The organism is Pseudoalteromonas luteoviolacea NCIMB 1942 (assembly GCF_001625595.1).
GTDB lineage: Bacteria > Pseudomonadota > Gammaproteobacteria > Enterobacterales > Alteromonadaceae > Pseudoalteromonas > Pseudoalteromonas luteoviolacea_A.
Genome location: NZ_AUXT01000030.1, coordinates 26338 through 39118, shown reverse-complemented (window position 1 = coordinate 39118; position 12781 = coordinate 26338). Strand labels below are relative to the sequence as shown.

At 43.0% G+C, this 12781-nt stretch carries 13 protein-coding genes; 11 read left to right on the top strand and 2 right to left on the bottom strand.

From position 1 onward, the window contains the following. The coding region (gene rne / locus N482_RS03255; protein ID WP_081227707.1) for a ribonuclease E at window positions 1-2750 on the bottom strand (2750 nt) is incomplete at its 3' end. Between the two features lie 546 nt (window positions 2751-3296). Here rne and rluC point away from each other — a divergent pair. Further along, window positions 3297-4259, top strand: coding sequence for a 23S rRNA pseudouridine(955/2504/2580) synthase RluC (gene rluC, locus N482_RS03250; protein WP_063375723.1), 963 nt, complete (start codon window positions 3297-3299; stop codon window positions 4257-4259). Further along, window positions 4249-4890, top strand: a complete 642-nt coding sequence (locus N482_RS03245; RefSeq protein ID WP_063375722.1) for an HAD-IA family hydrolase — start codon at window positions 4249-4251, stop codon at window positions 4888-4890. The genes rluC and N482_RS03245 overlap by 11 nt, the downstream gene beginning before the upstream one ends. Here N482_RS03245 and N482_RS03240 read toward each other — a convergent pair. Continuing rightward, the gene (locus N482_RS03240; RefSeq protein ID WP_063375721.1) at window positions 4882-5466 is read right to left on the bottom strand and encodes a Maf family protein; all 585 of its coding nucleotides are present in this window, start codon (window positions 5464-5466) and stop codon (window positions 4882-4884) included. The two genes, N482_RS03245 and N482_RS03240, sit on opposite strands and share 9 nt — an antisense overlap. A 121-nt stretch (window positions 5467-5587) precedes the next feature. Here N482_RS03240 and yceD point away from each other — a divergent pair, with 121 nt between their 5' ends. The 9 genes from yceD to mltG all read left to right on the top strand — a co-directional run bounded on the left by yceD (window position 5588) and on the right by mltG (window position 12749). After that, window positions 5588-6112 carry a 23S rRNA accumulation protein YceD gene (gene yceD, locus N482_RS03235; protein WP_063375720.1) on the top strand — a complete coding sequence of 175 codons (525 nt, stop codon included), beginning with the start codon at window positions 5588-5590 and terminating at the stop codon, window positions 6110-6112. A gap of 10 nt (window positions 6113-6122) precedes the next feature. Next, window positions 6123-6293 (top strand): 50S ribosomal protein L32, encoded by a 171-nt coding sequence (gene rpmF, locus N482_RS03230; RefSeq protein ID WP_023400289.1) that lies wholly within the window; start codon window positions 6123-6125, stop codon window positions 6291-6293. Between the two features lie 11 nt (window positions 6294-6304). Next, on the top strand, window positions 6305-7351 hold the full coding sequence (plsX, locus tag N482_RS03225; protein ID WP_063375719.1) for a phosphate acyltransferase PlsX: 1047 nt from the start codon (window positions 6305-6307) through the stop codon (window positions 7349-7351). Window positions 7352-7494: 143 nt separating this feature from the next. Next, complete coding sequence (gene fabD, locus N482_RS03220; RefSeq protein WP_063375718.1) at window positions 7495-8421, top strand: ACP S-malonyltransferase; 927 nt, start codon at window positions 7495-7497, stop codon at window positions 8419-8421. A 12-nt stretch (window positions 8422-8433) separates the two neighbouring features. After that, window positions 8434-9180, top strand: a complete 747-nt coding sequence (gene fabG, locus N482_RS03215; RefSeq protein ID WP_063375717.1) for a 3-oxoacyl-ACP reductase FabG — start codon at window positions 8434-8436, stop codon at window positions 9178-9180. Between the two features lie 209 nt (window positions 9181-9389). After that, window positions 9390-9626, top strand: a complete 237-nt coding sequence (gene acpP / locus N482_RS03210) for an acyl carrier protein (protein WP_063375716.1) — start codon at window positions 9390-9392, stop codon at window positions 9624-9626. A gap of 81 nt (window positions 9627-9707) precedes the next feature. Next, window positions 9708-10946, top strand: coding sequence for a beta-ketoacyl-ACP synthase II (gene fabF / locus N482_RS03205; RefSeq protein WP_063375715.1), 1239 nt, complete (start codon window positions 9708-9710; stop codon window positions 10944-10946). Window positions 10947-11007: 61 nt separating this feature from the next. Further along, entirely contained in the window at window positions 11008-11772 is a 765-nt protein-coding gene (gene pabC / locus N482_RS03200) for an aminodeoxychorismate lyase (protein WP_063375714.1), read from the top strand. Further along, entirely contained in the window at window positions 11769-12749 is a 981-nt protein-coding gene (gene mltG, locus N482_RS03195; protein WP_063375713.1) for an endolytic transglycosylase MltG, read from the top strand. The genes pabC and mltG overlap by 4 nt, the downstream gene beginning before the upstream one ends. Window positions 12750-12781: the final 32 nt, after the last annotated feature.

The window sequence follows — 12781 nt, the reverse complement described above, 5'->3', positions numbered from 1 at the left end:
GAAACAGGTGCCTCTACTTGTTCAACTGAAACAGGTGCCTCTACTTGCTCAACTGAAACAGGTGCCTCTACTTGCTCAACTGTAACAGGTTCAGCAACAATTTCAGCGTCAGATTGGGCTACAGCAGTTTCCTCAACGTTTGCAGTATCGGCAACACTTTGTGCTGTAGATGCTACTGTATCAGCTTGCGCCACTTCCTTTTGAGGTTGTGTTTCAGTGAGTTGCTGCGCTTCAAATTCAGCAGCGGCCTGATCAGCAACAGGCACAAATGCAGGTGTTGAAGAGCGGTTTGGCCCATCACTACGTTTACGACGTTGTCCCGCAGCTCGCAGGTGACGAGGTGAGCGTCTAGAACGAGTTTTCGCTTCGCGCTTATCATCTTGCATGTCCTCTTCATTTTGGTCTGCTTGCGGATGGTCGTTTGATTCTGAAGCTTCAACAGGAATCGCGTTTTCTTCTACTTGAGATTGAACCGCCTCTGACTCTATAGGCGTGTCATTATCCTGTTTAACTACTACAGTATCTGAAACCGTTTCAGCGGTAGGTTGTTGCTTAGGCTCAGAGACTGGTGCGCCTTCAACCGCGGCGACTTGTTCTACTTTCGCAGGTGCTTCAGGCTCCGAGACACTTTGCTTCGCGTCATTCGTAGATTGAGTTTCTTGCTGCTCAGATGCAACTCTCACTTTTTTACGTAGATTACGTCTTTGGCGGCGCTGCTTAACAGGTTTCTCTTTTGCTTCCTGCTGCGCCTCATCTTTTTGTTCATTCGGTGCTACATTTTTTGCTTTATCAGCGTCAGAACGTTTACGATTATTTTGGCGACGGCGCTTATTTCGATTTTCAGAACGCTCTTGTGTTTCATTGCGCTCTTTAACATCGTTTTTAGATGAATCATTTGACGTATTCACGTCTTTTTGCGATTCATTGCGACCTTTGCCTTTGCGACGTTGATTACGGCGGCGGTTATCTTGCTTACCACGACGCTTGTTATATGTCTTCTTCTCTTCTTCTTTCGGCTGCTCTTCTTCAGTAGAGAGTAGGCTTTTTAACCAGCTCCCTACGCGAGATAGTAAGCTTGCCTTTGGCTCTGCTTTTTTCGCCGGTGCAGACTTCGCAGCTGGCTGCGTTGTCGCAGGTTGGGCTGTTGGTGCAGGAGATGGTGGGACCACAACCCCTTTCAGAGCTGGTTCCTCTTTTTGAACCACTGGCGCCATTTGAATTTCAACAGCTTCAGCTTCAGGTTCAGCAACTTGCTCGTAGCTTGCAAGCTCAGGTACATCATCTTTTCGAAGGCGAACTACTTCATAATGAGGCGTTTCTAAATGTTGATTCGGAATAATAACAACATGGCAATTATGTCGTTTTTCAATTCGTTGAACAGCACTGCGTTTCTCGTTTAATAAATACGAACCGACTTTAACCGGCACTTGCGCGTTAACTTGGGCTGTATTCTCTTTAATTGCTTCCTCTTCTATCAACCTTAGGATAGAAAGTGCAATAGATTCATTTGAGCGAATAGTGCCTTGACCACTACAACGCGGGCACGTGTGTTGGCTTGCTTCACCCAAAGAAGGGCGCAAACGCTGACGTGACATTTCAAGCAGACCAAATCGAGAGATTTTACCAATTTGTACACGGGCTCTATCAGCACGTACAGCTTCTTTTAAACGATTTTCGACTTCTCTTTGGTGGCGAGGGGGTGTCATATCGATAAAGTCGATGACAATTAAGCCACCTAAGTCACGTAGCCTAAGTTGTCTCGCGATTTCGTCAGCAGCTTCTAAGTTTGTATTGAGTGCTGTTTCTTCAATATCTCCGCCCTTTGTTGCCTTGGACGAGTTGATATCGATGGATGTAAGCGCTTCTGTAGGGTCAATGACAATTGAACCACCAGAAGGAAGTCTCACTTCACGCTGAAACGCTGACTCGATTTGGCTTTCGATTTGATAGTGAGTGAACAGTGGCACATCATTTTTATAAAGCTTAACGCGATTGATAAAATCAGGTCTGAAACCTTCAATATGGGCTGTTGCCTCGTCAAATACACGCTGTTTGTCAATCAGAATTTCGCCAATATCACGACGTAAATAATCTCTGATAGCCCTGAAAATCACATTGCTTTCTTGATGGATCAAGAACGGCGCTTTACGATTATCGGCGGCTTCTTGAATTTTTTGCCAGTGGCTCAGCAATGTTTTTAAATCATACTCAAGCTCTTCGAAAGACTTACCAACGCCCGCTGTACGTACGATAAGGCCCATGCCTTTTGGCAGTTTTAAGCGGCTTAAAGCTTCTTTAAGCTCAATACGCTCATCACCTTCGATACGTCTTGAAATACCGCCAGCACGAGGGTTGTTTGGCATAAGTACCAAATAACTACCAGCAACACTAATGAAGGTGGTCAAAGCAGCCCCTTTTTGCCCACGTTCCTCTTTGTCAACCTGAACAATGACTTCTTGACCTTCTTGGATCACATCTTTGATGTTTGGACGGCCATTGAAGGTGTACCCTTCAGGGAAGTATGTTTTAGCGATTTCTTTTAGAGGAAGGAAGCCATGACGCTCTGCACCGTAATTAACAAATGCTGCTTCAAGTGAGGGTTCGATTCGAGTGATTTTGCCTTTATAAATATTGGCTTTCTTTTGTTCGTGACCAGGGCTCTCTATATCAAGATCGTATAGACGCTGGCCATCAACCAGTGCAACGCGCATTTCTTCTTGCTGCGTCGCATTGATTAGCATGCGTTTCATATTCTTATGTACTCTATTTACTTTATTTACCTACCAACTTTTTACTTTATTTTGGTCAGGTAAATTTAACTTACACCATTCTTGTGCGCCAATGCAGGCTGTTTATTTTGTTCCAGTTACTAATGCAGTCTCACGACTGGGGAGAAGGGAACTTAGTCTGTCTTAACACTTACTGCCTGATTCATCTCAAAGGCGGGTTAAAAATTAGCTTTCACTTTGCCTACAGAACTCGCTCGGGTTAAACAAACCCGCAAATCTACACAAGACACGATAATTTTGCTTCTATTTACTTGTTTGTCGTGTATGGCCATATTTGATGAACTGTTACACGCTTCACCTTATGCCAATCACACGTAATAATTGTCTTGAGTCGGAGATAAAAGCTTTGGAAATATTAGCTCTGATCTGTATGATCCTCCACCCAAGATGTGCATCACGACAGTATATTTGCGATAAAAAGCAATGCTCGCAAATTTTGCGAGGCGATTATCCCATTAATAACTGTGTGATAGCAACTAAATTATTACTCAAATCAGTGATTAGGCAATGTCAGAAAAGAATGCTTTACAAGTTACCTTTGTAACTATCACCGAAGATCAGTTAGGTCAACGTATTGATAACTTTTTGGTAACGCACTTAAAAGGAGTGCCAAAAAGTGCCATCTATAAGATCTTAAGAAAGGGTGAGGTGCGCGTTAATAAAAAGCGGGTAAAACCAGTTTATAAGCTGCAGATTGATGATGTAGTTAGGATCCCCCCTATCAAAACTGCGGAAAAAAACGAGTTTGTGCCAAAGAACTTGGATAAGGTTGCAAACCTAGAAGAATGTATATTGTATGAGGATAAATATCTGATTGTAATGAATAAACCTTCTGGTATGGCGGTGCACGGTGGCAGCGGATTAAGCTACGGCCTTATTGAAGCTATTCGTGCATTGCGACCACAAGAAAAATCTTTGGAATTGGTGCACAGGCTAGATAGAGACACGTCAGGGTGTCTACTGATTTCTAAAAAACGCGCTGTACTAAAAGGACTCCATGAGCAATTGCGTGAGAAAACGATGGAGAAGAACTATTGGGCATTGGTTGCTGGAGAATGGTCTGCTAAGCACAAAAATGTAACAGAACCGCTCAGGAAAAACACCTTAAAATCAGGTGAGCGAGTAGTACGTGTAGATCACGAAGAAGGGAAGGCTTCTCATACTAGATTTAGAGTTTTGGAACGATTCGTCGGCGCAACGCTAGTGCAAGCTTCACCTGTAACTGGTCGTACCCATCAGATCCGTGTTCATACACAATGTAAAGGACACCCGATAGCCTGCGATGATAAATATGGTGATCAAGCATTTGATGCGCAAATGCGTAAAAAAGGTCTCGGTCGCTTGTTCCTTCATGCTCGTGAACTGCGCTTCTTGCACCCGAAAACTGAAACTACGCTGCATGTTGAAGCGCCGCTTGATAATGCATTAACAGCGTGTTTAAACACACTAAGACACTCTGATGAAGTATAAACTCGTCATACTTGATTGGGACGGGACTGTGATGGATACGGTTCCTAAGATAGTAAACACCATCAATATGGTGGCCGATCAGCATGCGATCCCTAGAGCAAGTGAAGAAGATACTAAGAGCATCATTGGTCTATCTTTAGAAACTGCACTTGAAACGCTATTTCCTGCGTATGCGCATCGTATTGCGGAACTAGCGCGCGCGTACAAGCATATATATAAAGAAGTAGACTCAACACCGACGAAACTGTTCGATGGTGTTGAAAAAGTGCTTACGTTGTTGGCCGAACAGGGTGTTCAAATTGCCGTTGCCACAGGGAAAAGCCGTCAAGGCCTCAATCGTTTGATGGTCGAAACAGGTCTTGAGCAATACTTTATAACGACTCGGACCGCGGATGAAGCTGAGTCAAAACCAAGCCCTGATATGCTGAATCAAATAATGGCCGAGCTTGGAGTTGAACCAGAAGAGGTTGTGATGATTGGTGACACAATTATCGATATGGAAATGGCGCGCCAAGCTGGCGTTGCTGCGATTGGTGTGACACTTGGTGTTGCCTCTTACGAGCAGCTCGAAGCAACAGCAGCATACTTTATTGCAAATGAGTTTGAGCAACTTATCGAGGGTCTAGCCTAATACATCTACGCCAAAGTGCTCCAGCGACTTGGTTAATTCGATAAGAGGAAGACCAATTAAAGTATTTGGGTCTTCCCCCTCTAACTTTTCAAACAAGCAAATACCCAGTCCTTCGCTTTTAAAACTACCAGCGCAATTGTAGGGCGCTTCTTTATCTAGGTAGTTCTCTATTTGGGTTTGAGACAGCTGCCTAAAATGGACGTGGAACGGAACGACTTTGGTGATACTCTCATCTTTATCTATTGAGTAGAGGCTAAGTCCAGTATAGAAGGTGACCGTCTGCCCACTAAACATACTCAGTTGTGCTATGGCTTTATCTTTTGTATGCGGTTTGCCCAAAATCTGACCATTAAAAACAGCGACTTGGTCTGAACCAATCACGATACCGCTGTCATATCGAGAAAGAGCAGACTTTGCTTTAATTTCACTCAGTCGGTGCACTAAATTTTGAGGTGTTTCGCCTGCAATGGGCGACTCATCAATGTCTGGCGAAAAATGTTCAAACGAAAGGCCTAATTTTTTTAAAATTTGCTGCCTAAAAGGTGAGCTAGAAGCTAATATAAGAGGTGTGTTCATAAGCCTATTGGTACCTGAACTAAAGAATTGACACAAGGATAAGCGTTAGTAGGCGAAAAACAATAGGAAAGTTTATTTTTACTTTGACTAAACCAATAACAATCTATATGATGCAGCCCCTATGCAAAAGGTGAAAATTCCCATCACTCTTGATCCAAGCAGAGCAGCACAGCGCCGAGCTAGTTACGACGGCATTGTGAAGCTTGAAGAACTTTCTCGACTGCAGCAAGTTGTGCAGGATCAGGTAGGTGAAATAGCGGTAACAATTCATTGCGATATTGATCAACAAGGTTTGGTAGTTGTTCGAGGCTCAGCTCGAGCTAAACTGACCTTGGTGTGTCAGCGTTGTAATGATGATTTAGGGTTGGATTTGGCTCAAGACTTTGCGTATTCGCCAGTCGGATTAGGTGCAGAGTCGGAAGATCTTCCTGAAAGCTACGATGTGGTGGAGTTAGGTGAAGAAGGTGAAATCAATCTTCGAGAAATGATCGAAGACGAATTGATTTTAGCGATTCCAATAGTTCCTATGCATGATGAAGCTTCATGTTCTTTTTCGGATAAGCCAGCGAGCTTTGGTGAAATTGAATCAGAAGAAACTAAACCAAATCCATTTGAGATTTTAAAACAACTTAAGAAAGATTCTTAGGAGAAGGCTAATGGCGGTACAAAAAAGCAAAGTGACACGTTCACGTCGTGGCATGCGTCGTTCACACGATGCTATCAGCGGACCAGCTTTAACTGTAGACCAAGTTTCTGGTGAGACTCATCGTCGTCACCACGTAACTGCTGATGGTTACTACAAAGGCGTTAAAGTAATTTCTAAGTAAGAGATTACTTGATGCTAACTAATCTAACCATTGCGTTAGATATGATGGGGGGCGATTACGGCCCCCGTTCATCTATTCCAGCGGCTATTCTTGCCGTGCAGAAATACCCCAATTTAACTTTATTGCTTTGCGGTAATGAAGATGTTTTACGCCAAGCACTACAAAAAGAAAACCACTCCGAACATCCTAGGCTAATAGTCAAACACTGCGAGCAAGTAGTAACAAATAACTGTGAACCAGCTCATGCATTAAGAAATAAAAGAAATTCTTCGATGCGTATTGCACTTGATTTAGTTAAAGCCGGTCAGGCGCAGGCTTGTGTAAGTTCAGGTAACACAGGTGCGCTACTTTCTATGGCTCATTATGTGTTGAAAATGCTACCAGGAATAAAGCGGCCAGCATTGATAACATCAATGCCTACTGAGAAGAAACAACCGGTATATTTGCTTGATCTTGGTGCAAATGTACTGTGTGACCCAGAAACTCTGTTTCAGTTTGCCATTATGGGCTCGATTGTCGCAGGTGAAGCACTCGATAAAACACATCCAAAGGTCAGCTTACTGAACATAGGTGCCGAAGATATAAAAGGGCATGATGGCATAAAGCAGGCTGCAAAATTAATGTGCGAGTGTGAACATATCAACTATAAAGGGTACTGTGAAGGCAGCGATATCTTCTCTGGTAAGTCAGATGTTATCGTTTGTGAGGGATTCGTGGGCAATATTGCGCTTAAAACATGCGAGGGAATTGCCAAACTTATCATGCTAAAATTCACGAATGCACTTAAAAAACACTTTTTTTACAAGGTTCTTGCATTTTTACTACGCCCAGTGATAAAAAAACTCTATAAAAAGGTGAACCCCGACCAGTATAACGGGGCAAGTCTGGTAGGATTGCGTGGTATTGTCGTTAAAAGTCATGGAAATGCTTCGAATAAGGCATTTTTAGCAGCTATCGATGAAGCTGTTAGAGAGGTTAATCGACGCATTCCCGAAAAAATACAGGCCGCTTTTGAAAAAATGGCAGAAACTAAAGAAACCTCAATCAGTCATCATTAATTTTAATGACTGTAGCATTACTTTTTGTCGTTAGTGTAAGTTGAGTCTGAAGATAATAGTCATACTGCTTATATCTGCTGCCTATGTTAAAGCGCGCAATCTAGTTGGTATGCAATTTAAAGAACGAGTTAAAAGAGCATCGTATGTCACAAAAAATAGCTTTACTTTTCCCTGGTCAAGGCTCTCAGAGCGTTGGCATGTTGTCAGAGTTATTAGAGTCTTCTGAGATCGTACAAGGTACTTTCGCTGAGGCGTCAGAGGCGCTTGGGTATGATCTTCAAGCTTTGGTACTGAATGGTCCTGAAGAAGAATTAAACAAAACACATAAAACGCAGCCAGCTCTACTTACGGCTAGTGTGGCAATCTTCCGTCACTGGGCTGCAAAAAATGTAGACGCTGAATTAGTGCTAGCTGGGCATAGTTTAGGTGAGTATTCGGCACTGGTTTGTGCTGAAGTAATCAGCTTAGCTGAGGCTGTAAAGTTGGTAGAAAAGCGTGGACTGTACATGCAAGAAGCTGTGCCTGTTGGTACTGGATCAATGGCTGCAATTATCGGATTGGATGACGAAGTAATCGCTAAAAAGTGTAATGATGCCGCACAGGGGCAAGTAGTTTCACCTGTAAACTACAACTCACCTGGTCAGGTTGTCATCGCAGGTCACAAAGAAGCTGTTGAGCGTGCTAGTGAAGCTTGTAAAGAAGCTGGTGCAAAGCGTGCATTACCACTGGCTGTAAGTGTGCCTTCACACTGTGCGCTAATGAAGCCAGCAGCGGAGCGCTTAGCTGAAGATCTCGCTGCGTTAGAGTTTTCTGAACCTAAATATCCAGTTATTAATAACGTCGATGTTGCAGAAGCTAAAAGTGCAACAGAAATTAAAGATGCATTAGTTAGGCAGCTGTTTAGCCCAGTACGCTGGACTGAAACAGTACAAAAACTAGCAGCAGATGGTGTGACAACTGCTTTTGAATTTGGCCCAGGCAAAGTTCTAACAGGGTTAGCTAAACGAATCGATAAGTCAGTTAAATGTGCTGCCGCTAATGATGTGGCGTCAGTAGATAGTGCGGAATAACAGAGAAGAGAAATGTCAAATATATTTGATTTACAAGGTAAAATTGTTCTAGTTACCGGTGCGAGTAGAGGTATTGGTAAGTCGGTGGCTCAAACTCTTGTGGCACAAGGTGCGACTGTATTGGGTACTGCTACTAGTGATTCTGGTGCTGAAAAAATCAGTGAGTACCTAGGTGAAAATGGTAAAGGTTATAAATTAAACGTCACTGATGTTGAGTCAATTGATACTGTGTTGAAGCAGATCAAAGCTGATTTCGGTGATGTTGATGTACTAGTCAACAACGCAGGTATTACTCGTGATAACCTGCTTATGCGCATGAAAGATGATGAGTGGACAGATATTATTGACACTAATTTAAGTGCCATCTATCGTTTATCGAAAGCTGTGCTTCGCCCAATGATGAAGAAGAAGTGTGGCCGTATTATCAATATCGGTTCTGTAGTTGGTACTATGGGTAATGCTGGTCAGGCAAACTATGCAGCTGCTAAAGCGGGTGTAATTGGTTTTTCTAAATCGCTTGCGCGTGAAGTTGCTTCTCGTGGTATTACGGTTAATGTTATTGCACCGGGCTTTATCAAAACAGATATGACAGACGAGCTAACTGACGAGCAAAAAGCAGCAACGCTTGCAAACGTTCCGGCTGCGCGTTTGGGCCAACCTGAAGAGATTGCAGCAGCAGTAGCATATCTAGCTTCAGATGCAGCAGCGTATATTTCTGGTGAAACGTTGCATGTTAATGGTGCGATGTACATGGTTTAAAGATTACAATTTAATTTAAATTTTTGTGATCTTGCCGCAAACAAGCTTGATATTGCCCTTAAAATAGGCGATAAATTAAAAAAATATTTCGTAACAGGTTTGACCAGACAAAAAAGTCATAGTCAATCCTTGAATCGATACATGATGCGCCGTAAACTACGCCGCAATCTGAAAATTAACGCAAAAGCGTTTTAATAAAGGAAAGAAGAATGAGCGACATCCAAGAACGCGTAAAAAAAATCATCGTTGAACAACTAGGTGTTAAAGAAGAAGAAGTTAAGTTCGAAGCGTCTTTCGTAGACGACCTAGGTGCTGATTCTCTTGATACTGTTGAGCTAGTAATGGCTCTAGAAGAAGAGTTCGATACTGAGATCCCTGATGAAGAAGCTGAGAAAATCACTACTGTTCAGGCAGCGATCGACTACGTTACTGCTCACGCTGAGTAATTAACGGATCTGAAGGGCAGCACTCGCTGCCCTCATTCATTCTACCCCCGCAAAATTTCAAATCCCTTTTTGGAGGAAACCGTGGCTAAACGTCGAGTCGTAGTAACTGGCTTAGGTATGTTGACGCCGCTAGGTAATGATGTTCAGTCAACCTGGCAAGGCCTGTTAGAAGGTCGCAGTGGCATTTCAAATATCACGCATTTTGATACATCGAGTTTTGGAACTAAGTTTGCTGGCTTAGTTAACGACTTTGATGCGACAGAATACATGTCCAAAAAAGACACAAAAAAAATGGACTTGTTTATTCAGTATGGTATCGCAGCTGGTGTCCAAGCATTAAAGGATTCAGGTTTAGAGATCACTGAGCAAAATGCAGCCCGAGTAGGCGTAGCAGTGGGTTCAGGTATTGGTGGTCTAACGCTTATTGAAGAAAACCACCACAAATTAATTGCAAGCGGTCCTCGCAAGCTTTCGCCATTTTATGTGCCTTCGACAATCATTAACATGATCTCAGGTCACCTTTCCATCATGCATGGACTAAGAGGCCCGAATATCTCAATCGTGACGGCTTGTACAACTGGTTTGCATAACATTGGTCATGCAGCACGTATGATTGCATACGGCGATGCTGATGCGATGGTAGCCGGTGGTGCTGAAAAAGCATCAACTCCGATTGGTATGGGTGGGTTTAGTGCTGCTCGTGCGCTTTCAACTCGCAATGACGACCCTCAAGCGGCTTCTCGCCCTTGGGACAAAGATCGTGATGGATTTGTACTCGCAGACGGTGCAGGCGTAATTGTACTTGAAGAATACGAACATGCTAAAGCGCGTGGTGCGAAGATTTATGCCGAACTTGTCGGTTTTGGTATGAGTGGCGATGCTTACCATATGACGTCTCCACCAGAGGATGGTTCTGGTGCTGCTCTGGCAATGGAAAATGCGTTAAACGATGCTAGTGTTAACGCTGAGCAAATCGGTTATATCAACGCTCATGGTACATCAACACCTGCGGGTGATATTGCTGAGACTTCAGCGGTCAAATCAATTTTTGGTGATGCCGCGAAGACTGTGATGGTTAGCTCGTCTAAATCGATGATGGGCCACTTGTTAGGTGCAGCAGGCTCGGTTGAGTCGATTATCAGCATCCTTTCGTTAGTGGACCAAAAAGTTTCACCGACAATTAACCTAGATAACCCTGATGAAGGGTGTGATTTGGATTATGTTCCTCACACAGCCCGTGATGCTAAGCTTGATTACGCTTTGTGCAACTCGTTTGGTTTTGGTGGAACAAACGGTTCATTGCTATTTAAAAAGATCTAAATAAGCAACATGAGCAAGATAAGCCTGGCGTAGCCGGGCTTTTTTATTTTTGGAGAAATATATGGATGTGAGTCACAAAGATCGCGGCTTAAATTACGGAGACGGTTTTTTTACAACGGTTAAAATTGACTCTGGCGCACTGGCTCTGTGGGACTATCATCTTATGCGACTCCAAGAATGTGAAAAACGATTGGGCTTTCCTGCTTTGGATTACAAGAGCTTGACTAATGAATGTCAGGAAATAGCCAAGGAACGCAACTTGGGCTTTTTAAAAGTATTGGTTACTCGGGGGTGTGGTGGCAGAGGTTATGGTTTGCCAGAAAAACCAACCCCAAAAATTATTGTCACCCAAGGCGACCTCCCAAGTCATTATAAAGACTGGAAAAAGAATGGTGTGTCGCTTGGTTATAGTGACATACAGCTGGGGCACCAACCTTTGTTTGCAGGCCTTAAAACACTCAATCGTTTAGAGCAGGTCATGATTAAACAGGGTGCACAAAACAGTTTATTTGATGATGTTTTAGTTGAAGATATCGCAGGTAATATAATCGAAAGTTCCGCAAGTAATATTCTAGTTGTTAAGAATGGTGGCGTTTTTACGCCAAAATTGGATATGTGTGGTATATCCGGCGTATATTTACGCCATCTGTGCAGTCAACTTAAAGTAATAGAACAAAGGATACAACGACAAGATTTGGAGCAAGCGGATGCCATCTATATATGCAACAGCTTGATGGGGCTTGTGCCAGTTAAATCGCTAGACAAACAAATATTTGATGTGCACACTGCTTTGCAATTAAAAGAAGAGATAGAAGCACCTGAATGAAACGCTATTTGTTGTTTGCTATTGCGTTGTTAGCCTCCACTGTTATTTTTTTGAGTTACAGTTTATATGAGCGGGTACATAACGAGCCCTTGTCTCTTAACCAACAATATGTGCAGATAGAGAGCGGAGATACATTCAACAGGTTGTGTACTAAATGGCAAGCAGAAGGTGCGCTCGGCAGCTGCTGGCCTTATAAATTGTACAGTAAGTTAAATTCAAATCACTTTACCTTAAAAGCTGGCGTGTATGAGATATCCTCCCTTACGGTATGGTCAGCCATCAACAAAATAAATAAAGGTATTAAGGCCGATTTCACTTTTACAATAATTGAAGGTGAAAGCTATCAAGCTATTGTTGAAAAGCTAAAAGAGAGCGATTTTTTAGTTTTTGATATACCAAAAATTGACGTTAACGCACATTTTCAGTTTGGTAACGCACACCCTGAGGGATGGTTATATCCTGAAACATACCATTATGAGGGTGGGACAAGCGCATCTGCATTGCTGGCTAGAGCCCACGATAAAATGAAACGCCGGCTTGATGACGTTTGGGCGACAAGAGACGCTGATATTCCGCTTAAAAATAAATATGAAGCCCTCATATTAGCCTCGATTATAGAAAAGGAATCGGGGAAGGTTGCAGAACGCAGCACCATATCCTCAGTATTTCACAATCGCCTGAACAAAGGCATGCGGCTTCAAACAGATCCAACAGTTATTTATGGCTTAGGTGAGAGATATAACGGTGACATTAAGCGTGTCCATTTAAAGGAGCATACGCCCTATAACACGTATCGCATAAATGGCTTACCACCAACACCGATTGCAATGCCGTCGAAAGATGCTCTGTTGGCTGCGGTACAGCCAAAAAGCACAGATTATTTCTATTTTGTCTCTAAAGGGAACGGCGAACACTACTTTTCTAAATCACTAAAAGAGCACAATCGGGCTGTGCGTAAATACATATTAAAAAAATGAGTTAGAAAAGCCGCCCTAGGGCGGCTTGTTCA